21 protein-coding genes and 1 pseudogene are annotated in these 21,833 nt (G+C 67.3%); 9 read left to right on the plus strand and 13 right to left on the minus strand.

Features of this window, described 5'->3' with window-relative positions:
* Nucleotides 1-81: 81 nt before the first annotated feature.
* A complete protein-coding gene (locus tag ABLE38_RS17500) occupies nt 82-618 on the plus strand; it encodes a hypothetical protein (RefSeq protein WP_348975532.1) in 537 nt (178 codons plus the stop codon).
* A 7-nt stretch (nt 619-625) separates the two neighbouring features.
* Here the strand turns inward: ABLE38_RS17500 and ABLE38_RS17505 are convergent, their stop codons facing one another.
* Entirely contained in the window at nt 626-805 is a 180-nt protein-coding gene (locus tag ABLE38_RS17505) for a hypothetical protein (protein WP_348975533.1), read from the minus strand.
* Here ABLE38_RS17505 and ABLE38_RS17510 point away from each other — a divergent pair.
* From ABLE38_RS17510 to ABLE38_RS17535, 6 genes are all read left to right on the plus strand, one after another.
* On the plus strand, nt 804-2,195 hold the full coding sequence (locus ABLE38_RS17510; RefSeq protein WP_348975534.1) for an MFS transporter: 1,392 nt from the start codon (nt 804-806) through the stop codon (nt 2,193-2,195). The genes ABLE38_RS17505 and ABLE38_RS17510 overlap by 2 nt on opposite strands.
* Nucleotides 2,196-2,251: 56 nt before the next feature.
* Nucleotides 2,252-3,112 carry an alpha/beta hydrolase gene (locus ABLE38_RS17515; RefSeq protein WP_348975535.1) on the plus strand — a complete coding sequence of 287 codons (861 nt, stop codon included), beginning with the start codon at nt 2,252-2,254 and terminating at the stop codon, nt 3,110-3,112.
* Between the two features lie 72 nt (nt 3,113-3,184).
* Nucleotides 3,185-4,513: an MFS transporter gene (locus ABLE38_RS17520; RefSeq protein WP_348975536.1), complete on the plus strand. Its 1,329-nt coding sequence runs from the start codon at nt 3,185-3,187 to the stop codon at nt 4,511-4,513.
* On the plus strand, nt 4,510-5,430 hold the full coding sequence (gene cysK, locus ABLE38_RS17525; RefSeq protein WP_348975537.1) for a cysteine synthase A: 921 nt from the start codon (nt 4,510-4,512) through the stop codon (nt 5,428-5,430). Before ABLE38_RS17520 ends, cysK begins: the two co-directional genes overlap by 4 nt.
* Nucleotides 5,431-5,521: 91 nt before the next feature.
* The gene (locus ABLE38_RS17530; RefSeq protein WP_348975538.1) at nt 5,522-5,809 is read left to right on the plus strand and encodes a hypothetical protein; all 288 of its coding nucleotides are present in this window, start codon (nt 5,522-5,524) and stop codon (nt 5,807-5,809) included.
* Nucleotides 5,810-5,900: 91 nt separating this feature from the next.
* The gene (locus ABLE38_RS17535; protein ID WP_348975539.1) at nt 5,901-7,328 is read left to right on the plus strand and encodes a cell wall hydrolase; all 1,428 of its coding nucleotides are present in this window, start codon (nt 5,901-5,903) and stop codon (nt 7,326-7,328) included.
* Between the two features lie 144 nt (nt 7,329-7,472).
* Here ABLE38_RS17535 and ABLE38_RS17540 read toward each other — a convergent pair.
* The 6 genes and pseudogenes from ABLE38_RS17540 to ABLE38_RS17565 all read right to left on the minus strand — a co-directional run bounded on the left by ABLE38_RS17540 (nt 7,473) and on the right by ABLE38_RS17565 (nt 11,519).
* Nucleotides 7,473-7,692, minus strand: a pseudogene (locus ABLE38_RS17540) (hypothetical protein).
* A 103-nt stretch (nt 7,693-7,795) separates the two neighbouring features.
* Entirely contained in the window at nt 7,796-9,598 is a 1,803-nt protein-coding gene (locus tag ABLE38_RS17545; RefSeq protein ID WP_348975540.1) for an acyl-CoA dehydrogenase C-terminal domain-containing protein, read from the minus strand.
* A 17-nt stretch (nt 9,599-9,615) separates the two neighbouring features.
* Nucleotides 9,616-10,035, minus strand: coding sequence for a MerR family DNA-binding transcriptional regulator (locus tag ABLE38_RS17550; protein ID WP_348975541.1), 420 nt, complete (start codon nt 10,033-10,035; stop codon nt 9,616-9,618).
* Between the two features lie 218 nt (nt 10,036-10,253).
* Complete coding sequence (locus tag ABLE38_RS17555) at nt 10,254-10,736, minus strand: hypothetical protein (RefSeq protein WP_348975542.1); 483 nt, start codon at nt 10,734-10,736, stop codon at nt 10,254-10,256.
* A gap of 50 nt (nt 10,737-10,786) precedes the next feature.
* Entirely contained in the window at nt 10,787-11,143 is a 357-nt protein-coding gene (gene hisI / locus ABLE38_RS17560) for a phosphoribosyl-AMP cyclohydrolase (RefSeq protein WP_348975543.1), read from the minus strand.
* A 136-nt stretch (nt 11,144-11,279) separates the two neighbouring features.
* Complete coding sequence (locus tag ABLE38_RS17565) at nt 11,280-11,519, minus strand: Rho termination factor N-terminal domain-containing protein (RefSeq protein ID WP_348975544.1); 240 nt, start codon at nt 11,517-11,519, stop codon at nt 11,280-11,282.
* A 131-nt stretch (nt 11,520-11,650) separates the two neighbouring features.
* Here ABLE38_RS17565 and purF point away from each other — a divergent pair, with 131 nt between their 5' ends.
* Both purF and ABLE38_RS17575 read left to right on the plus strand, forming a co-directional pair.
* A complete protein-coding gene (gene purF, locus ABLE38_RS17570; protein ID WP_348975545.1) occupies nt 11,651-13,111 on the plus strand; it encodes an amidophosphoribosyltransferase in 1,461 nt (486 codons plus the stop codon).
* Between the two features lie 7 nt (nt 13,112-13,118).
* Nucleotides 13,119-13,832, plus strand: coding sequence for an SDR family NAD(P)-dependent oxidoreductase (locus tag ABLE38_RS17575; protein ID WP_348975546.1), 714 nt, complete (start codon nt 13,119-13,121; stop codon nt 13,830-13,832).
* 96 nt (nt 13,833-13,928) lie between these two features.
* Here ABLE38_RS17575 and ABLE38_RS17580 read toward each other — a convergent pair whose 3' ends face one another.
* The 6 genes from ABLE38_RS17580 to ABLE38_RS17605 all read right to left on the minus strand — a co-directional run bounded on the left by ABLE38_RS17580 (nt 13,929) and on the right by ABLE38_RS17605 (nt 21,745).
* Nucleotides 13,929-15,110, minus strand: a complete 1,182-nt coding sequence (locus ABLE38_RS17580; protein ID WP_348975547.1) for a serine hydrolase domain-containing protein — start codon at nt 15,108-15,110, stop codon at nt 13,929-13,931.
* The gene (locus tag ABLE38_RS17585; protein ID WP_348975548.1) at nt 15,107-16,342 is read right to left on the minus strand and encodes a cyclopropane-fatty-acyl-phospholipid synthase family protein; all 1,236 of its coding nucleotides are present in this window, start codon (nt 16,340-16,342) and stop codon (nt 15,107-15,109) included. The genes ABLE38_RS17580 and ABLE38_RS17585 overlap by 4 nt, the downstream gene beginning before the upstream one ends.
* A 39-nt stretch (nt 16,343-16,381) precedes the next feature.
* Complete coding sequence (locus ABLE38_RS17590; RefSeq protein ID WP_348975549.1) at nt 16,382-17,542, minus strand: acyltransferase family protein; 1,161 nt, start codon at nt 17,540-17,542, stop codon at nt 16,382-16,384.
* 119 nt (nt 17,543-17,661) lie between these two features.
* The gene (locus ABLE38_RS17595) at nt 17,662-18,696 is read right to left on the minus strand and encodes a 2-oxoacid:ferredoxin oxidoreductase subunit beta (protein ID WP_348975550.1); all 1,035 of its coding nucleotides are present in this window, start codon (nt 18,694-18,696) and stop codon (nt 17,662-17,664) included.
* Nucleotides 18,697-18,841: 145 nt separating this feature from the next.
* Entirely contained in the window at nt 18,842-20,785 is a 1,944-nt protein-coding gene (locus tag ABLE38_RS17600) for a 2-oxoacid:acceptor oxidoreductase subunit alpha (RefSeq protein WP_348975551.1), read from the minus strand.
* A gap of 51 nt (nt 20,786-20,836) precedes the next feature.
* The gene (locus ABLE38_RS17605) at nt 20,837-21,745 is read right to left on the minus strand and encodes a histone deacetylase (RefSeq protein WP_348975552.1); all 909 of its coding nucleotides are present in this window, start codon (nt 21,743-21,745) and stop codon (nt 20,837-20,839) included.
* Nucleotides 21,746-21,833: the final 88 nt, after the last annotated feature.

Consider the following 21,833-nt stretch of genomic DNA (forward strand, 5'->3'; position numbering starts at 1 on the left):
CGATGGGGGTAGCTCCGGAGCCGCGGCTTCACCGCCGCGCAGGCATAATGGGTCCACAACGGTGCCATGAGGAGTCGCGCAATGCCCGTGGAGCGCGTGCTGAGGCAGCACGGCCACATCCTAGCCAATGCCGATATGCTCGAGACCCTGGTCTCCGGGCCGCGGCCGGCCAATGACGACGGCCTGCCCTTCCGGCGCTGGCTGTTCACCCGCGACCTGTTACTGCATTTCGCCAAGATGGAGGGTCAGGTCTATGGCCCGCTGATGGACATGGTGGGTGGCGATGCCGCCACCTCCGCCAGCAAGGCGAGCGCCGAGACCGCCGCGCTCGTCACCGATTTCCGCGACCATGTCGCGCGCTGGCGCAACCTGCCGAGCGAGGCGCACTGGGAAACCTATGCCCGCGCCTGCCAATGGCTGCTCAACCGCATCCGCGACCGGCTGGAGGGTGAGGCGACCGAGATCGTGCCGCTGCTATCTTATCTCCCGACCGACGACGAAGGCGCATGCCCCGGCAAGCCTGACCATCGCTACGTCGCCGATGCATGGGAAATACGCGAGCTGATCCTCGGCACGGGTGCGCCGGATGCCGCCCGGGACAAGCCCGAGGCGGCCTGACGGCGGATCAGTGCCAGAAAAGCAGGATCAGCAGGATGATCGGGATCGGAATGCCGATCAGCCACAGTAAAATGCCCTTGCCCATCTGGACTCTCCAAGCAGTTGGTTTCGATGGCGAAAGAACCGTTGGATGCGTTTCGGGTTCCCGCTGGAACCGCACGGCTTGTTGATGCACTGAGCGCGGCATGACCGATGGCCTGCCCCAGCCCCGCCGCACCCTCGCCATTGCCGCCGTCTCGTTCGGCTCCGCACTGGTGGTCATCGACGGGGCGATCGCCACGGTGGCGCTCCCGACCATTGCCCGGGACCTGCGGGTAGACAGCGCGGCGGCGGTGTCGATCGTCACGGTCTACCAGCTGACGCTGGTGATGCTGCTCCTGCCCTTTGCCGGGCTCGGCGAGCGGATCGGCCTCAAGCGGATGTACCAGGCCGGGCAGCTGGTGTTCACCGTGGCGACGTTGCTGTGCTTCTTCGCCAAGAGCCTGCCCTTCCTGCTCATCGTCCGCGCCGCGCAGGCGGCGGGCGCGGCGGCGGCGCTCAGCGTCTCCTCGGCGCTGATCCGCCAGGTCTACCCGTCCAAGCATCTCGGCCGCGGGCTGGGGATCAATTCGGTGGTGGTGTCGAGCTCCGCCGCGCTGGCGCCGACGATCGGCGGGCTCGTGCTGGCGATCGGCCCCTGGCCCTGGGTGTTCGCCTCCGCGGTGCCCTTCGCCGTCGCCAGCCTGTTGTTCGGCCGCGCCTTGCCCGACAGCGCGTCGCGGGACGAACCGTTCGACGTGCTCGGCGCCTTGCTCTGTGCCGGGATGTTCGGGCTGGTGATCGGCGGGCTGGAGAGCGGCGTCCATGGCGACAGCCCGGTGGTCTCCGGCGCGGTGGTGCTGGCCGGCGCGGTGATCGGCGTGTTCTTCGTCCGCCGTGAGCGAAAGGAAGCCAAGCCGATCCTGCCGGTCGACCTGCTGACCCGCCCGGTGCTCGCGCTCTCGGTGGTCGGCGCCTACACCGCCTTCATTGCGACGATGACGCTGCTGCTGTCGCTGCCCTTCCGCCTCCAGCACGGCTATGGCTTCGCCCCGTCCGAGGTCGGCGCGGTGATCGCGCCCTGGCCGCTCACCACCATGTTCGTCGCTCCGCTCGCCGGCTCGCTGTCCGACCGCTATCCCGCCGGCGCGCTCGGCGGGATCGGCATGGTGATCGCGGTGATCGGCCTGTTGTTCATGGCCTTCCTGCCCGCTGACCCGAGCTGGCTCGACATCGCCTGGCGCATGTCGCTCACCGGCGCCGGCTTCGGCATGTTCCTGTCGCCCAATGCGCGGCTGATCATCGGCTCGGCGCCGATCGACCGCGCTGCCGCCGCGGGCGGGCTCACCTCGACCACGCGGATGGTCGGGCAGACCACCGGCGCCACGCTGGTCGCCGCGCTGCTGGCGTTCGGCATCGGCCGCGGGATGGTGCCGCCGCTCGTCTCGGCGGGACTGGCGACGATCGCCGGCCTGTGCAGCCTCGCCCGCCTGCGCCCCGCCATCCGCAACCCGCGGGCTGCCGAGACCGAGGATGTGCAGCCCGCCAAGCTGCGCTGAGGAACGGGCCTTGGCGCTGCCCGTTCTGGAGGCTCACTCGCCAGCAGGAGCGCTCCATGCCCACGATCAAGACCCGCGACGGCACCGAACTCTATTTCAAGGACTGGGGCTCCGGTCGTCCCGTCGTGCTGATCCATGGCTGGCCGCTCTCGGCCGACAGCTGGGATCCCGTGGCGCTGAAGCTCGCCGAGGCCGGCTACCGCGCCATCGCCTATGACCGCCGCGGCTTCGGCCGCTCGGACCAGCCGTGGAACGGCTATGATTATGACAGCCTGGCGGACGATCTTGCCGATGTGCTGCAGGAAACCGGTGCGACGGCGGACGCGACTTTGGTCGGCTTCTCGATGGGCGGCGGCGAGGTGGCCCGCTACATGTCGCGCCACGGCGGCAAGGGCGTGCGCTCGGCGGCGCTGGTCAGCTCGGTAGTGCCCTATATGCCCCAGGGCGACGACAATCCGGACGGCGTGCCGGTCGAGCAGCTCGATGCCATCGCCAAGTCGATCGGGGAGGACCGGGCGAAGTTCTTCGGCGGCTTCTTCAAGCAGTTCTACGGCGTCGGCCTGATCGCCAGCCCGGTGAGCGAGGAAGTGCGCAACGCGTCGTGGAACGTCGCGATGACCGCCAGCCTCAAGGCGACGCTCGCCTGCGCCCAGTCCTTCGGCTTTACCGATTTCCGCCCGGACCTTGCCGCGTTCACCGTGCCGACGCTGGTGATCCACGGCAGCGGCGACACGATCGTTCCCCACCAGATCGGCAAGCGCGCCGCGGCGGGCATCTCCAATGCGCAATATGTCGAATATGACGGCGAGCCGCACGGCCTGTTCGCCAGCGCGACCGATCGCCTGGTCAAGGACCTGCTGACCTTCCTCAGCGGCACGCCGGCCCAGGCCGAGCGCGAGACGGAAATTATCGCCTGATAGCCCTGCTTGGCGCTTCCGCACGCAATCGCTCGTTGCGGTTCCGTCGCGGAAGCGCTTAGAGGCTTCGGCATGGCCGAAGCAAAGCATCCGTTCGCCGTTCCCAATTTCCGCTATTATTTCCTCGCCCGCCTCTCGACGACGCTCGGGCAGATGGCGATGGTGATCGTCATCGGCTGGCAGGTGTACGACATCGCCCGCCGGACGATGACCGTGAAGGAGGCGGCCTTCCAGCTCGGCCTGATCGGCGTCGCGCAGTTCCTGCCGCTGCTCTGCCTCTCGCTGTTCGCCGGCTGGGTGGCGGATCGGATCGACCGGCGCTGGATCGCCCGTGCCGCGGTGGCACTCGAGGCGTTCTGCGCGATCAGCCTGGGCGTACTCACCTATACCCATTCGATCACGCTGCCCTGGCTGTTCGGCATCGCCGCGCTGCTCGGCGTGGCGCGCGCCTTTGCCAGCCCGGCGCTGAGCGCGCTCTCGCCCAATCTCGTCACCAAGCAGCTGCTGCCGACCGCGATCGCGCTGAGCTCGCTCTCCTGGCAGATCGGCACGGTGATCGGGCCGGCGATGGGCGGCTATCTCTATGCCGCTGCGGACTGGCTCTCTTATGCGGTGGCCGGCGGGCTGTTCGTCGTCTCGTTCCTGCTGCTGATGCTGATCGGCGAAGTGCCGCGCAGCGCGCGCAAGTTCAGCGGCAGCCCTTGGGCGCAGATGATCGACGGCCTCCATTATGTCCGCCGCAACCGGCTTGTGCTCGGCGCGATCTCGCTCGACTTGTTCGCCGTGCTGCTCGGTGGAGCGACTGCGATGCTGCCGGTCTATGCCCGCGACATCCTCCAGGTCGGTTCCTCGGGTCTCGGCCATCTGCGCGCCGCACCCGCAGTCGGTGCGGTGGCGACGGCGATCTTCTTCTCCTGGCGGCCGCTCAAGAGCGATGTCGGGGTGAAGATGCTGGTCGCGGTCGGCCTGTTCGGCCTGGCGACGATCGTCTTCGGCCTCTCCGCGCCGCTGCTGTTGCCGGTGCTGGGCCCGGCGGCGGTAGGGCACGACACCGCGCCTGCGGTGCTTATCGCGCTCGCCGCGCTGTTCGTGCTGGGCGCGGCCGACATGGTCTCGGTCTATGTCCGCCAGTCGCTGATCCAGCTTTACACCCCTGACGACATGCGCGGCCGCGTCGGCGCTGTCTCGACGCTGTTCGTCTCGGGGTCGAACGAGCTGGGCGAGGCCGAGTCGGGCTTCCTCGCCGCACTGATCGGTCCGGTTGCCGCGGTTGTCGGCGGCGGCATCGGCGCAGTGCTTGTCACGCTGGCATGGGCCAAGCTATTCCCGGAGCTAAGGCGGGCTCGTACCTTCGATCCTCCGGCCAATCTCGAAATTCCTCCCAAGGAGATGACGACATGAAGGCCAACACGATCCTCGAGACGATCGGCAACACGCCGCACGTCCGCGTCAGCAAGCTGTTCCCGGACGCCGAAGTGTGGATCAAGTCCGAGCGGACCAATCCCGGCGGCTCGATCAAGGACCGGATCGCGCTGTCGATGATCGAGGCGGCGGAGCGCGACGGCAGCCTGAAGCCGGGCGGCACGATCGTCGAGCCGACCAGCGGCAACACCGGCGTCGGCCTGGCGATGGTCGCGGCGGTGAAGGGCTACAAGCTCGTCCTCGTCATGCCTGAGAGCATGAGCGTCGAGCGCCGCCGGCTGATGCTGGCCTATGGCGCCACCTTCGACCTCACCCCGCGTGAAAAGGGCATGAAGGGCGCGATCGAGCGGGCGATGGAGATCGTCGAGACGACGCCCGGCGCCTGGATGCCGCAGCAGTTCGAAAATCCCGCCAATATCGACGTGCACGTGAAGACCACGGCGCAGGAGATCCTCAACGACTTCGCCGACACGCCGATCGACGTGGTCGTCACCGGCGTCGGTACCGGCGGGCACATCACCGGTGTTGCCGAGACGCTCAAGAAGGCCTGGCCGAACGTCAAGGTCTATGCCGTCGAGCCCGAGCTTTCGCCGGTCATCTCGGGCGGCCAGCCCGGTCCGCACCCGATCCAGGGCATTGGCGCCGGCTTCGTGCCGCGCAACCTCCACACCGACGCGATCGACGGGGTGATCAAGGTCGATGCCGGTGTCGCCAAGGACATGGCCCGCCGCTCGGCTCGCGAGGAAGGCATGCTCGTCGGCATTTCCTCGGGGGCGACTCTGGCGGCGATTCTGCAGAAGCTGCCCGACCTGCCGGACGGCGTCCGCGTCCTGGGGTTCAATTATGATACAGGTGAGCGCTATCTGAGCGTTCCGGACTTCCTGCCAGAGAGTTGAGTCCTCTGGAATTAACCCCGGATTAACGCTAGCCTCCGATTCGGAGATAGCGGTTTCCGGGGGGAATCCAGTGCGCAATGCAATGATCTTGGTGAGCGTTCTGCTCGCCGTTTATCTGGGGTGGCCGCTCGCTTTCGGGGGGAAGCAGCGCGGGCTGGAAACGCCGGCCGAGGCACGCGGTGTCTCGGCCGCCCCGGTGTCCCACCCGGTCCGGGTGGCTGCGGTCCACAAGGCCGCCACGCCGATCAAGCCCGAGAGCTGCTACAAGCGCTACCAGCGCGAAGTGAAGCTGTGCACCGGCGGGACCGCCGCGGCGTGCAAGCTCGGCGCCGCCGATCATTGGGACATGTGCGAAGTCACCGGATTCTGGCCGAACTGAGCCGCATACGGGCAGGCTGACCGGGCCAGGCGGCGTTTCGGCGCCGCAATGGTTCCAACGGCGCGACTTCTGCGTTATGGGCGGCGACCCCATGCCGACCCTCCCTTCCCTTCGCATCTCCGGAACAGCCGGACGCACCGCGCCGGTGCTCGCCATCCTGCTCGGCCTGACCGCGCTCGCCGCGATCGCCTTGCCGCTCTGGCTGGTGACCCACACACCGCGGGTGGTGGTCCACCACCAGCGTGCACCGGTGAAGGTGTCGCACCGCGTGGTGCCGCAGACCGAGCTGCCGCCGGTCGAGCCCGTCGAGCTGCAGACCGTCGACCCCGACGACGCCCGCGCCTTCAACGCCACCATCCCCTTCTCCACCCTGCCCAACCCTGCGGCGCGGCCGTTCAACATCTATGGCGACGCCGCGAGCCGCGCCCGTGCCGTCGATTGCCTGGCCGCCGCGGTCTATTACGAAGCGGGCGACGATGCGGTGGGGCAGCAAGCGGTCGCGCAGGTGATCATCAACCGTACCCGCCACCCGGCCTTCCCCAAGACGATCTGTGGCGTCGTGTTCCAGGGTTCCGAGCGCTCGACCGGCTGCCAGTTCACCTTCAGCTGCGATGGCGCGATCCTGCGCTATTCGCCCACCGCCGCCGCCTGGGAGCGCGCCCGCTATGTCGCCCGCGCCGCGCTGACCGGCACCGTCTACAAGCCTGTGGGCCACGCCACCCACTATCACACCGACTGGGTCGTTCCCTATTGGAGCGCCAGCCTCGAGAAGATCACCGAGGTCCACACGCACCTGTTCTTCCGCTGGGCGGGCTGGTGGGGCACGCCGCCGGCGTTCAACCGCACCTATGCCGGCGTCGAGCCCAATATCGCGCTGATGGCGCGGCTCTCGCCAGGCAATTTCCAGGGCGACCCGGCAATGGAAGCGCTGCTCCCCGGCGCGGTGGGCACCGACGGGGCGTTCATCGACCCCGCGACAATCCCGCAAAGCGCCGTCCCTGCCCCGATGGCGGCCGAGGGCGGCGACGCCAACAACTTCATGCTCACGCTGCCCAAGGGTATGAACCCCGACGCCTTCGCCGCGCTGGCGATCAAGACGTGCGGCGAGCGGCCCTATTGCAAGTTCATGGCCTGGGCCGACGGCAAGCAGACCCCGGCCCGGTTGCCGCTCTCCGCGGCGCAGGTCTCGACGCTGTCGTTCAGCTATCTGCGCGACGAGAGCCAGGGCTTTGCCAAGGCGCTGTGGAACTGCCAGCAATTCCGCCGGCCGAGCCCGGTGCAGTGCATGCGCGTCCAGATCCCCGCCGAGGCGGCCGCGCCCGCACCGGTGCCGACGCCGGGCGCGACTCCGCCGGCAGGCCCCGCCTCGCTCACCGGCGTGCGGCGCAAGGCCGATGCGGTGACCCCGGCCGCCGCGCCGGCCAATGTGCCCGCTTCGGGCAAGAGCCAGGTAAGCTTCAGCATGCCCGTGCCCAAGCCCTCGCCGACACCGCGGCCGACGGCTGATGCGGTGCGCTGAGGGGCGAAGTTCACAAGGTTCACGCCCAGGGCGGGTTTGATCCGGCAATCTCAAAGAGCGGTCTTCTGAACTCTGGGCTCAGGCTTTCGCCGGGGAACTTATGAGAACACCAATCCTGTTCCCCGGCGAAAGCCGGGGTCCAGGTTACAAGGGGCCTAGGTCGGTGAAGAGATCGCGCCAGCGCGGATTCACCTCCTCGATCAGATCCAGCTTCCAGGCACGCTTCCATTTCTTGCTCTGCAACTCGCGCAGGCGGGCTGCATCGAGACTCTCTAGGCTCGCCGGTGCGATGTTCCCACGCGCGCTTTAGCAGATCGCAATGTCCTACAAACGAGATTGGAACATAAATAGAACATTCCAACATTGCAAGGGCGCCGCAGCTGGGTAGCTGCGGCGCCCTTGCGCGGTTTTCGCTTTCCGTCCCTGGGCCCCCGGCTTTCGCCGGGGAACAGTTTGGGGGCTCTGGCTTACGCCGCGCGGAACAGCTCCGGATCGAGTGCCATCACCGCTTCGCTGCCGGCCTCGATCTTGCGGCGCAGGCCGCTGGCGTCGGGGAGGAAGCGTTCGGCATAGAAGCGGGCGGTGACCAGCTTCGCCTCGTAGAACTTGGCGTCGCCCGAGCCCTGGGCCAGCGCTTCGTTCGCCGCCTTGGCCATGCGCAGCCACATCAGGCCGAGCGCCACCGTGCCGGTGAGCTGCATGTACGGATAGGCGCCGGCGCCGACGTCGTTGGGGTTCTTGAAGCCATTCTGGGCCAGCCACATCGTCGCGCCCTGGAGATGGCCGAGCGCCTTCTCCAGCCCTTCGGCCAGCACGGCGAGCTTCTCGTCGCCCTTGGCGGCAGCGGCTTCCTCGGCGACCAGCTTGAAGAAGGCCTGGACCGCGCGGCCACCGTTCATCGCGAGCTTGCGGCCGACCAGATCCATCGCCTGGACGCCGTTGGTGCCCTCATAGATCATCGAGATGCGGGCATCGCGAACATACTGCTCCATGCCCCATTCGGCGATGTAGCCATGGCCGCCATAAACCTGCTGGCTGTCGGTCGCGACCTTGTAGCCGATATCGGTGCCGACGCCCTTGATGACGGGGGTGAGCAGCCCGACCAGATCGGCAGCGAGCTGGCGCTCCTCCTCGGTCGCGGCGGCGTGCTCGAGATCGACCTGGAGCGCCCCCCACAGGCACAGCGCGCGCATGCCCTCGGTCTGCGCCTTGGCTTCCATCAGCATGCGGCGCACGTCCGGGTGGACGAACAGCGTATCGGCCTTTTCGTTCGGCTCCTGCGGGCCGGTGAGCGCGCGGCCCTGGCGGCGGTCATGCGCGTACTGGACGGCGTTCTGCAGCGCGACTTCGCCTATGCCGAGGCCCTGGAGGCCGACGCCGAGACGCGCCGCGTTCATCATGATGAACATCGCGGCGAGGCCCTTCATTTCCTCGCCGACGAGCCAGCCCTTGGCGCCGTCATAGTTCATCACGCAGGTCGAGTTGGCGTGGATGCCCATCTTGTGCTCGATCGAGCCGCACGAGACGGCATTGCGCTCGCCCAGCGTATCGTCGTCATTGACCAGGAACTTGGGCACCACGAACAGCGAGATGCCCTTGCTGCTCTCCGGCGCGCCCGGGGTCTTGGCGAGGACGAGGTGGATGATGTTCTCGGTCAGGTCATGCTCGCCCGACGAGATGAAGATCTTGGTGCCGGTGATCAGGAACGAGCCGTCCGCCTGGGGCTCCGCCTTGGTCTTGATCAGGCCGAGATCGGTGCCGCACTGCGGCTCGGTGAGGTTCATCGTGCCGCCCCACTGGCCGGCGACCATCTTGGGGACGTACTTGGCCTGCTGCTCGGGCGAACCCTTGACCATCAGCGCGGCGATCGCGCCGTGGGTGAGGCCGGGATACATGGCAAAGGCCATGTTCGAGGAGATCATGAACTCCTGGAACGCGGTGGAGACGACATGCGGCATGCCCTGGCCGCCGACCGCTTCGGGGAAGCTCAGCGTGCCCCAGCCGCTCTCGACGAACTGGTTGTACGCTTCCTTGAAGCCGGCGGGCGTGGTGACGCTGCCATCGTCATGGCGCTTGCAGCCTTCCTGGTCGCCCGAATGGTTGATCGGGAACAGCACTTCGGCGACGAACTGGCCGCCCTGCTCGAGCACGGCGTCGACCGTGTCAGGCGTCGCATTCTCGAAGCCCGGCAGATTGGCGTAGCGATCGAGGCAGATCACCTGCTCGAGGATGAAGCGCGTGTCGCGCACCGGCGGAGTATATTGGGGCATTTCAGGTTCCTCGGGGACTAGTCGCTGCTCTTGAGCAGGTCGACGAATTGGTGGAGCTCGGCGATGTGCGCGTCGATATCGCGCTTCTGGTTCTCGAGCAGGGCGATGCGATCGAGGCAGCGCTCGAGCGTGACTTGCTTCTGGGTGCTGCGGCCATCGCCGACATCGTAGAGATCGATCATCTCCTTGATCTCGCCGAGGCTGAACCCGACGCGCTTGCCGCGCAGGATCCAGGCGAGCCGGGCGCGGTCGCGGTGCGAATAGATGCGCGAGGTGCCGCGGCGTTCGGGGGCGATCAGACCCTCGTCCTCGTAGAAGCGGAGCGCCCGGGGCGTGACCGAGAATTCGGCACACAGGTCCGAGATGGTGAAGGCATCGCGGTCCGGGCGCGGCTCGATCGGCGCGAGGGCTTCGAGCGGAAAGGCTGGTGCGTTCATGGGCATGGAAAATACCTTCCCTTTACGTGAACGTCAACTCACTCAAATGGCGGAAAGTCACAAAAGCCGTGACATTCACGCGCGCGGGGCCGTGGCTTTCCCTCCGGAGCGCGCAGCGGCGCCCGCCGCCGGGCGGTGGCGGTACGGTCTCGCATCCTTCTGGTCGCGTATTGGCATGACGCGAGTGTTTCAGACGAAATCCAACATTGGAAGCGGCTTTAGTTGGCGCCGCAGAGCCTCTTGCCGTTCGCGTCGCGCATCGCGGCCGCCTCGGCGGCCGACTCGCTGAGCCGGGTCACTTCCAGCCCCGCATAGGACGCCCGCCTTGCGCAGAACTTGTTGCAACCATCGGGCAGCGCGCCCGGGAAGGCGATCTTGTCGCCGTCATATTTGGCATCGAACGAGCAGCTGCCGTCCTCTCCGAACTCGATATGAAGCGAGGCCCCTACCCGGCTCGCGCGGCCCGTGCCCGAGCAGGTGATGCGGTCGCCATAATCGACGAAGGCACCGATCCGGTAGCCGAGCTGCTCGTCGGGAACGATGCAGATGCGATCGGTGTCGCGGGCGTAGAGGCCGGCGATGTCGGTATCCGCCGGGTTGCGGACGAGGCCGCGCTCGATCGCGGCCTTCTCCAGGTCCTGGGGCTTTTCGGCCTTGTTCGTGGGGGCGTTGCCGCTGGAGCAGGCGGCGAGGAGCAGCATCGCGGTGAACGCGATGCGGTTCCCCGGGGTTTCGGGTGAGCGCCCTGCTCTCATCCGCGGACCAGCTTTCCGCCTTCGATCACGCGGTAGAAACAGCTCGGCGCGCCGGTGTGGCAGGCCGGGCCGTGCGGCTCGACCTTGAGCCAGACGGCGTCCTGGTCGCAGTCGATCCGGGCTTCGAGGACCTTGAGGACATGGCCCGAAGTCTCGCCCTTCTTCCAGAGCCTGCCGCGGCTGCGCGACCAGAAAGTCGCCTCGCCGGTGTCGAGCGTCGCCTGGAGCGCCTCGGCGTTCATGTGCGCGAGCATCAGTACCTCGCCTTGCGGATCGGTGCAGACCGCGGTGATCAGGCCGGCGGCGTCGTATTTCGGGTCGAGCGTGAGGCCCGTTTCGCGATTGGTATCCACAAAGAGCGATGTAGCGCGCCATAAACCCATCGTCATCCCCGCGAAGGCGGGGATCCAGGGCAACTAAGCGATGTCTTGTTTGGCTCTGGATCCCCACCTCCGCGGGGATGACGATCAATAGCGGATGACGGCTTGCTCAATGACCCCGGATCGCCTTCACCAGCTCGTCCTTGTCCATCTCCGAGCGGCCCTCAATGCCGATCTCCTTGGCTTCGTCGTAGAGCTGGTTCTTCGAGCGGCTCTCGAGCGTGCCGCCTGGATGGTCGAGCGTGCCGGCGGCCTTGGCGTTGGCGATTCGCGCGGACTTCTCCTTCGAGTTCCCCTCGGCGCGGAGTTTCTCGTAAAGCGCTTCGTCCTTGATCTGCGGGCTGGGCATGGGAACGTCTCCTTTCGCCCTGAAAAACCACCGAAAAACCCTGTAAGTTCATTTCTTTGTGACAGACGGGCGACAAACCGGGACGGAGCGCCTATATGCCGGCCCGACAGTTCCAACCCCACCGAGGGCTGATGCTTACCACGAACCCGTTCGACGACGACAAGCTGCGCGAGGAGTGCGGCATTTTCGGTGTTTCCGGCATGGACGGGGCTGCGGCCGCCGTCGCGCTCGGGCTGCACGCGCTCCAGCACCGTGGCCAGGAGGCGGCGGGCATCACCAGTTTCGACGGCCACCAGTTTCACATCCACCGGGCGATGGGCCATGTCGCGGGCAATTTCGACCGCGACGAAGTGATCCGTGCGCTGCACGGCGACACCGCCTGCGGCCATGTCCGCTACTCGACCACCGGCGAGACGTCGCTGCGCAACGTGCAGCCGCTCTATGCCGAGCTCTCGAGCGGCGGCTTCGCGATCGCGCACAACGGCAACATCTCGAACGCGATGCGCCTGCGCCGCGACCTGATCCGCCGCGGCGCGATCTTCCAGTCGACCTCGGACACCGAGGTGATCATCCACCTCGTCGCCACCTCGCAGTTCCGAACGCTGATCGACCGGTTCATCGACGCGCTCAAGCAGGTCGAGGGCGCCTATTCGCTGATCGTGATGACGCCCGAGGGCATGATCGCCTGCCGCGATCCGCTGGGCATCCGGCCGCTGGTGATGGGCAAGCTCGACGACACGATCGTCTTCGCCTCCGAGACGGTGGCGCTCGACGTGGTCGGCGCCGACTATGTCCGCGACGTCGAGCCGGGCGAGCTGGTGATCGTCAAGGGCGGCGAGATCTCGTCGCACAAGCCGTTCGCAGCGGTCGGGCCGCGGCCGTGCATCTTCGAATATGTCTATTTCTCGCGCCCCGATTCGATCAGCGACAACCGCTCGGTCTATTCGGTGCGCAAGGCGATCGGCGCGCAGCTGGCGATCGAGGCGCCGGTGGACGCCGATCTGGTCGTCCCCGTCCCCGATTCGGGCGTGCCCGCGGCGATCGGCTATGCCCAGCAGAGCGGCATCCCGTTCGAGCTCGGCATCATCCGCTCGCACTATGTCGGCCGTACCTTCATCCAGCCGGGCGACAAGGTCCGCCATCTGGGCGTGAAGCTGAAGCACAACGCTAATCGCGACCTGATCAAGGGCAAGCGGATCATCCTGATCGACGATTCGATCGTGCGCGGCACCACCAGCCTGAAGATCGTGCAGATGATGCACGAGGCCGGCGCGGCGGAGGTCCATATGCGGATCGCCAGCCCGCCGACGCGGCACAGCTGCTTCTACGGCGTCGACACGCCCGAGCGCGCCAAGCTGCTTGCGGCGAAGATGGATGTGGGCGGGATGACCGAGTTCATCCATGCCGACAGCCTCGCGTTCGTCAGCATCGACGGGCTCTACAAGGCGCTCGGCGAGGCGCATCGCGCGGATATCCACCCGAAATATTGCGATGCCTGCTTCACCGGCGAATATCCGACGACGCTGACCGATCAGGACGAAGGCGGCCCGCCGACCGACCAGTTCGCGCTGCTCCACGAGCGCGTGGGCTGATTCCCGCATGACCGAGGGGGCACTTTCCGGGCGCACGGCGCTCGTCACCGGTGCGAGCCGGGGCATCGGCGCGGCAACGGCGATCGAACTGGCGAAGCAGGGCGCGCATGTGATCCTCACCGCACGCACCGCGGGCGGGCTCGAGGAGATCGAGGAGGCGATCTTCGCCTCGGGCGGATCGGCGACGATCGCGCCGCTCGACCTGACCGAGAATGACAGCATCGCCCGGCTCGCCGAGGCGATCGGCGGGCGTTGGAAGGCGCTGGACGTGCTGGTGCTCAACGCCGCGACGCTCGGCACGCTGAGCGCGGTGCCGGCGATCGACTTCGAGGAATATGCCAAGGTGCTGACGCTCAACGTCACTGCCCAGGCGGCGCTGCTCGCGGCGTTCGACCCGATGCTCAAGGCGGCCGAGGCGGCGCGGGTGATCGGCGTGACCTCCAGCGTGGGGCGCACGGCGCGCGCCTATTGGGGCGTCTACGGCTCGTCCAAGGCGGCGTTCGACAACCTGCTGCTCACCTATGGCGAGGAAGTCGCGCACATCAGCAAGGTGCGCGTGTGCATCCTCGACCCCGGCGCGACCCGCACCAAGATGCGCGCGCGCGCCTTTCCTGGCGAGGATCCAGCGAGCGTGAAGGCGCCCGAGGTCGTGGCCGAGCGGATCGCGGCGCTGGCGGTGTCGGGCTTCGAGGCCGGGCATTTCGAGCGGGTCGCGGGCTAACATCTGCTGTTCCCCGACGAAAGCGGGGCCAGGCGTCACAAGCGACACGGCGGAGAATCCGGGCCCCGGCTTTCGTCGGGGCACAGCTGGGTTGCTTTACTTCGCTGCCGCCTCGAACAGCCGGTTGAGGAACGCCGTGCGCGCCATCCCGTATGCGTCGTCCGAGGCCTTGCGCGCAGCTGCCGACACCGCGATCACCACCTTCGACTTCGGGTCCACCCGGATCGTCTGGCCGAAGATGCCCTGGGCGCCGAAGCGGCCCTCGGGATAGGTCCACCATTGATAGCCATAGCCACGCCCCGGCACGCCGATATCGGCATGCGCGGCGGTCGACTCGCGGTACCAGCCGGGCGGAACGACGCCCGTGCCGCCTTCGAGCACGAACTGGCCCATCCGGGCATAGTCGCGCAGGCTCACCGACAGGCAGCAGCCGCTGACTTCGTGCCCGGACGGATCGACCATCCAGAACGCATCCTGCTCCATGCCATAGGGCTTCCAGATCTTGTCGCTCAGATAGGTGGCGAGCGGCTGCTTCGTCGCGCGCATCACCAGCACGCCGATCAGGTTGGTCTCGCCGGTCTTGTAGACCCATTTGCTGCCCGGCGCGGTCTCACGCGGGAGCTTCTTCATGTAGAAGACGGTGGGATCCTCCCCCGCCGGCACCGGCTCGAGGAACATGCGGGCGACGTCGGACTTGGGATCGGTGTAATCCTCGTTCCACTTCACGCCCGAGGTCATGGTGAGCAGCTGGGCGATCGTCACGCCGTCATAGCCGCTGCCTACGAGCTCGGGGATGTATTTGGTCACCGGCTCGGAGACGGACTTGATATAGTCGTCCTTGATCGCGGCGCCGACCAGCGACGAAGTGAACGACTTGGCGACCGAGAAGCTGGTCCAGCGGCCCTGCTGCGAATAGCCGCGGGCATAGCGCTCGAGCACGATCTTGCCCTCCTTGAGCACGATCAGCCCAGCGATGTTCTGCGCGGCGATGAAGGCGTCGAGATCGGCGTCGGGAAAGGCGAGCGGCGTGCCGGCGGGAAGCGGACGGACCTTGGCCCCCGCCTTGACGATATGGCCGGGGAACAGCTTTTCCATGTGCGGGAAATTCTGGTCGCGCTGGGCCTGGCTCCAGAACAGCACTTCGGCGCCGACCTTGCGCAGCCCCGAATTGTCGCCGGCCTGCATCTCGACGTCGGGCGAGCTCACCGCCTGGGCGACCGCCCCCTGCCCTGCCAATGCCGCCAGCGCGAGCGCGCCCGCCGCGATCCAGCGCCTCATGTCCCCGCCTCCTTGACCAAGGTGAGCTGGACAACGTCGATCCCGCCGCCTCTGAACCCACCTTCGCAATACATCAGATAATAGCGCCACAAGTCGATGAACTTGCGGTCGAATTGCGCGGGAAGCGTGCCTGAGGCCACCGCCGCGTCGAACCGTTCGCGCCACAGGCGCAGCGTCTCGGCATAGTCGAGGCCGAAGCCGGTGCGATCCTGGGTGGCGAGCCCGCGCGCCGCGGCCAGCGTGGCGAAGCGGGACTCCGAGAGCAGCAGCCCCCCGGGGAAGACATAGGCCTGGATGAAATCGACGTTCGCGGCGTAGGCATCGAAGAACGCATCGTCGAAGGTGATGATCTGGAGCGCTGCGCGGCCGCCGGGCTTGAGCGCGCCGGCGATCGCGTCGAGATAGGCGGGCCAATAGGCCTCCCCCACCGCCTCGGCCATCTCGATGCTGGCGATGGCGTCATAGCGGCCCGCCACGTCGCGATAATCGGTGAGGGTGAAACGGGCGTTCTCGGGCACGCGCGTCTCGGCCCAGGCCTTTTGCTCGGTGGACAGCGTGATGCCGTGGACCTTGCGCCCCTCGGCCACCGCCAGCTCGGCGAAGCTTCCCCAGCCGCAGCCGATCTCGAGGATCTCGTCGCCGGGCTTCGTGTTCGTGCGCCGGAGGATCGCGGCGAGCTTGGCGTGCTGGGCCTGCTCCAGCGACTGGCCGGGCGCGGTGAACAGCGCGCTCGAATAGGTCATGCCCGGATCGAGCCAGAGCCGGTAGAAGTCGTTGCCCAGGTCGTAATGGAACTGGATGTTGCGCCGCGACCCGCCGCGATGATTGCGGTTGCGCCAATGGAGCAGGCGCTTGGCAAGGCGCGACAGGCCCGAGGCGCGCGCCTGGCGGGCGAGCGCGGCGCGGTTGAGCCCGAACAGCGCGAAGATCTGGACTGGATCGGGGCTCGCCCATTCGCCGAGAGCCCAGGCCTGGTACCAACCGATCGAGCCGCCGATCGCGAGCCGGAGCAAAGCGCGCCAGCTGCGCAGGTCGACGACTGCTGCAGGCCCTTCCGCGCGGCCGCCGAGCAGGCGGGCGGTGCCGTCGGGCAGGCCGAGCGACAGGCTGCCCTGGGCGATGCCCGCATCGATCCTGTCGAGCTGACGGCGGAAGAAGCGGGCGAGCGCGCGCGCGGACCAGCTGACGCGGCGCGGGGTTTCCGGAACAGACTGACTTAGCGGTGCATGCATTTCGGGCGCACAATGCACGCGCGGGCGCGCCGAGCAAGCCTAGCGTTCGACACGCTTCTTCTTGCGCTCGCCATTGAACAGATAGCGCAGCGCCGGGCTCAGCTTGATCAGCTTCCAGATGCCGTAGGAGCCGAAGAACGCGACTAGGCACAGCAGGATGAACTTGGGCCAGACCGGGATCGGCAGCAGGTCCAGCCACGGCGTGGCGAGCACGATCAGCGGCTCGTGGAACAGGTAGATCACGAAGGAGGCCGAGACGAGCGCCTTCACCCAGCGCCGCTCGCCGTCGATGAAGTGCGCCAGCGCGCCGAGCGACGCCTGGGTGAGGCAGATCGCGGCGACGCCGGTGAGCACCGGGCGCCAGAGGAACGGCACCAGCCGCTCGCCGAACACCACCGCGATGCTCGCCACCAGCCCGGTGAGGAACAGGATCCAGGAGAAGCGCGCGAAGCGGCGATCGAGGGCGGGAATCCGCTGGAGAACGGCACCCAGCGCGAACCAGGGCAGGTAATCGAGCGCGTAGCGGGCCGAGAGGAAATTGACCGCGAAATTGTCGAGGTAGCGATAGCGCTCGAGCTGAAGCGAACCCAGGCCAAGCAGGCCGAGCAGCAGACCGACGGCAATCGTGATCGGCACGAACCCGCGCACCAGCCCGGGTCTCTCGCCGCCGAGCTCGGCACGGGCGAGCGCGGGAAACAGCCAGACCAGCCCGGCGAGGCCCGCTGTGTAGTAGAGCAGCACCTGGACGAACCAGAGATGCTCGAACGGATTGCGCTCCGCCCATGTCATGATCTCCCACCAGCGGCCGAGCGGATCGGGGTGGCCGGCCTCGAGCAGCAGCAGGAAGTGCATTGCGGGCACCAGCAGCAGCGTGCCGGCCAGGAAGGGCGGGACGAGCCGGTGGAGGCGCGACGGGAGATAGGTGGCAACCGGGCGGCGCTGGAGCAGCATCGCCGCGAAATAGCCGGCGATCATGTAGAAGCCCGGCATGCGGAACAGGTGGAGATAGTCGGCGAGCTGGATGAAATCGCGCGAGCGCTCGTGGAAATTGGCGATCCACGGCCCCGGCCGCGCCGTGAGCGAGGCGTGGTACGGGATGCCGAACAGCAGGAACACCGCACGCAGCGCATCAAGATCGTGGCGGCGGGCGCGCTCGGTCGGGGTACGGAAGCTGTTCGGCGTGCGCTCGGCGGAGGTCATTGCGGATAGACGCTTCGGGCCGGCGCAAGTTCACGCACAAGGGCGCCGGCGGGAGCGCGGGTCAGCATTCGCCGCGGATACGGCACCGGTGGATCAATGCAAGCCGATAGCGATGCGGATCACAGCTTGTGCGGTTCCTTGTCGACCATCCAGGTCTGGCCCTTGGCGACGAGCTTCTGCAGGTCGGTGGCCTTGCCCTCGCTGGCGGCCTTGTTCTGCGCGACGACGGCGCTCTCGAAGGTGGGCGCGGGATCGTCATAGAGCACGCCCAGCGCCATCGGAAACGGGCCGAAAGGCATTTCTGCGAGCATGTGCGCGACGGCGCGATTGGTGACGTTGTGGACGATGACCCCTGCCCCCTGCCAGTCGCCATCGGTGACGTCGACGATCTTGAGCGTGAGCCGCTCGATGTCGAGCGTCAGCCCCTTGGTGCCGCCGGCGAAGAGCAAAGGCTGGCCATGCTCGGCCCAGAGCTGGTTCGCCGCGGCATTGGGCTTGGCGGTGAAGGGTTCGAAGACGTCGTCGTTGTAGACGATGCAGTTCTGGAAGATCTCGACGAACGCCGCGCCCTGGTGCGCATGCGCGGCCTTGAGTACGCTAGGCAGGTTCTTGTGGACGTCGATCGCGCGGGCGACGAAGCGTGCCCCTGCCCCCAGCGCGAAGGCGCAAGGCTTGGCGGGGTGGTCGACCGAGCCGAAGGGTGTGGAAGGGCTGCGCGTGCCTTCGCGGCTGGTCGGCGAATATTGTCCCTTGGTGAGGCCGTAGATCTCGTTGTTGAACAGCAGGAACTGGCAGTTCAGGTTGCGCCGTAGCAGGTGCATCGTGTGGTTGCCGCCGATCGACAGCGCATCGCCGTCGCCGGTGATGATCCACACGTCGAGCTCGGGATTGGCGAGCTTGACCCCCGTCGCCACCGCAGGCGCGCGGCCATGGATGGTGTGGAAGCCATAAGTCTCCATGTAATAGGGGAAGCGCGACGAGCAGCCGATGCCGCTGACGAACACCGTGTTCTCCGGCGTGGCGCCAATCTCGGGCATCGTGCGCTGCACCGCCTTGAGGATCGCATAGTCGCCGCAGCCCGGGCACCAGCGGACCTCCTGGTCGGTCTCCCAGTCCTTGGGGGTGCTTGGGCGGATGGTGGTGATCTCGTTCATCGGCTCATACCTTCTTCCCCTCTCCCACCGGGAGAGGGAGGGGCCCATCGCGTCAGCGATGGGAGGGTGAGGGTCGAAGAGTTGAGGTCGCCCTCGCCCTTCCGCGCCTTCGGCGCTCCCGCCCTCTCCCGATGGGAGAGGGAATTCATGGATTCACAGCCTCCGGGCTGGGCAGCTGGCTATTGCTCGGCGGAAGTTCCTGGTCGAAGTCGGCGCCGATATGCTCGGCGATCGCGGCTTCGATCTCGGCGATGCGGAAGGGCTGGCCCGAGACCTTGGTGAGCGACTTGGCATCGACGAGATACTGGTCGCGCAGCACCGTCTTGAGCTGGCCGGTATTCATTTCCGGCACGAGGATATGCTCGTAACTCCCTAGCAATGCTCCTAGATTCTTGGGGAGCGGCCAGATGTGGCGGATATGGACATGGCTGACGTCATGCCCCTTTGACCGCGCCCGGCGCACCGCCTGGGCGATCGGGCCATAGGTCGAGCCCCAGCCGGCCACGACGAGCTTGCCGCCCGCCTGACCCTGCTCGACCGCCTGGTCCGGAATGTCGATGCCGAGCACCTTGTCGCGGCGGATGTCGGTCATCGCCTGGTGGTTGGCGGGGGAATAATCGATGTTGCCGGTGCCCTGCGCCTTCTCGATCCCGCCAATACGATGCAGCAGGCCCGGCGTGCCCGGCTTGACCCAGGGGCGCTTGAGCTTGGCGTCCCGGGCATAGGGCAGGAATTTCTCGCCCTCGGGCGGTACCTCGGTATGGAACACCACCGGGAAGGGCGCGTAGCCCGACATGTCCGGCACCTTCCAGGGTTCGGCGGCATTGGCGATATAGCCGTCGGTCAGCAGCATCACCGGAGTCATGTACTGGGTGGCGATGCGCACCGCCTCGATTGCGACGTCGAAGCAGTCGGCGGCCGATCGCGCCGCGAGTACGGGCATCGGCGCGTCACCATTTCTGCCGTAGACTGCCTGATATAGATCCGATTGCTCAGTTTTCGTGGGAAGTCCGGTCGAGGGACCGCCGCGCTGCGAATTGACGATGACCAGCGGCAGCTCGGTCATGATCGCCAGGCCCATCGCCTCGCCCTTGAGCGCGATGCCGGGTCCCGAAGAGGAGGTTACGCCTAAGCTGCCGGCATAGGCGGCTCCTAGCGCCGAGGCGATCGCGGCGATTTCGTCCTCTGCCTGGAAGGTTGTGACGCCATATTCCTTGTAACGGGCGAGCGCGTGGAGGATCGCGGAGGCAGGCGTGATCGGATAGCCGCCGAAGAACATCGGCAGGTTGGCGAGCTGCGCGCCGGCGACGAGCCCCAGCGAGATCGACTCCGCGCCGGTGACGGTGCGGTAGAGCCCCGGCTCGGCGGGCGCGGCGGCGACCTGGCGCTGCGAGATGCCCATCGCGCCGAGCTCGGCGGTCTCGCCATAGGCATGGCCGGCGTTCAGCGCGGCGATATTGGCCTCGGCCAGCTCGGGCGCCTTGGCGAACTTGGCCTTGAGCCAGTCCACGAGAGGCTGACGGTCGCGGTCGAACATCCACAGCGCCAGGCCGAGCGTCCACATGTTCTTGCAGCGCAGCGCCTCCTTGTTGCCGAGGCCGAAGGGCTTCACCGCATCGAGGGTGAGCTGCGAGATGTTGAGCTTGAGCAGCTGCCACTTGGCGAGGCTGCCGTCCTCGAGCGGATTGGCGGCATATTTCGCCTTGTCGAGGTTGCGCTGGCCGAACTCGCCTTCGTCGGCGATGATCAGCCCGCCGGGCTTGAGCGCCTCGACATTGGTCTTGAGCGCCGCCGGGTTCATCGCGACGAGCACGTCGGGCTGGTCGCCCGCGGTGTCGATCTGGGCCGAGCCAAAATTGATCTGGAAGGCGGAGACGCCGAACAGCGTGCCCTGGGGCGCGCGGATCTCGGCGGGGAAATCGGGGAAGGTGGCGAGGTCGTTGCCGGCTAGCGCGGTCGACAAGGTGAACTGGCCGCCGGTGAGCTGCATGCCATCGCCGGAATCGCCGGCGAAGCGAACCACGATCGCCTCGGGTGCGGGATGCGCCGACGCCTCCTCGGGCGTGAGCGTATGCGCGGCAGTCGCCATTGCCGGTCTCCTGCTTCTTTATATCGTTGCGCAGATGTCTACGCCCCAATTTCAAACCTGCAAAGCCCGGCCCGCAACTGCCTGTCCCAGCGCGAGGATCGAGGCGACGTGGCGGTGCGACACTTCGAGCGCGTCCTCGCCGTATCCGCCACCCAGCGCGCTGGCGAAGGGGATGCCGCGTGACGTCATGACGCCGGAAATCCAGCGGTCGCGGGTGACCAGCCCATCATAGCTGAGGGCGAGGCGGCCCAGCCGGTCGCCGGCAAGCGGGTCGACGCCGGCCTGGTAGAGGACGAGATCGGGCGCGAATCCCTCGAGCAGCGGGAGCAAGCTGCGCTCCAGCGTTTCCATATACTCGTCGTCGCCGACCCCGTCGGCCAGCGGCACATCGAGCGTGGAGCGCGCCTTGCGGACCGGGAAGTTCTTCTCGGCATGGATCGAATAGGTGGCGATCTCGGGCCGGCCCGCAGTGAGCGAGGCGGTGCCGTCGCCCTGGTGGACGTCGCAATCGACGATCAGGACGCGGTGGCCCTCCTCGACCAGCCGGTTCGCGGCGATGGCGAGATCGTTGAACACGCAGAAGCCCGCGCCGGTATCGGCGAGCGCGTGGTGGCTGCCGCCGGCGGTGTTGGCCGCGAAGCCGTGCTCGAGCGCGAGCTTGGCGGCGAGGTACGTGCCGCCGGGCACGGCCTGGGACCGCCTCGCGACCTCGGGGGTGACCGGGAAGCCGATGCGGCGCTCCTTCTCGGGCGGAACCGACGCCGTGAGGACCTGCTCGACATAGTCGGGATCGTGCACCGCCTCGAGCCAGGCGCGGGGCATCGGCTCGGGCTGGTGCCAGGCGAAGAGATCGCCCTCTTCGCGCAGCAGGTCGCGGACCAGGCCGTTCTTGTTCCACTGATACTGGCTGCGAGCCGGCGCCGGGGCGACATAATCGGGGTGATGGACGAGATGGATCACGCGACGAACGTAGGTCGCCCTCCCCCTTCCGTCATCCCCGCCTGCGCGGGGATGACGAGGGTGGCTTGGCGGGCGATCCCGCGCTACG

Origin of the sequence: Sphingomonas sp. KR3-1 (genome assembly GCF_040049295.1) — a bacterium.
In the GTDB taxonomy this organism is placed as follows: Bacteria; Pseudomonadota; Alphaproteobacteria; order Sphingomonadales; family Sphingomonadaceae; genus Sphingomonas.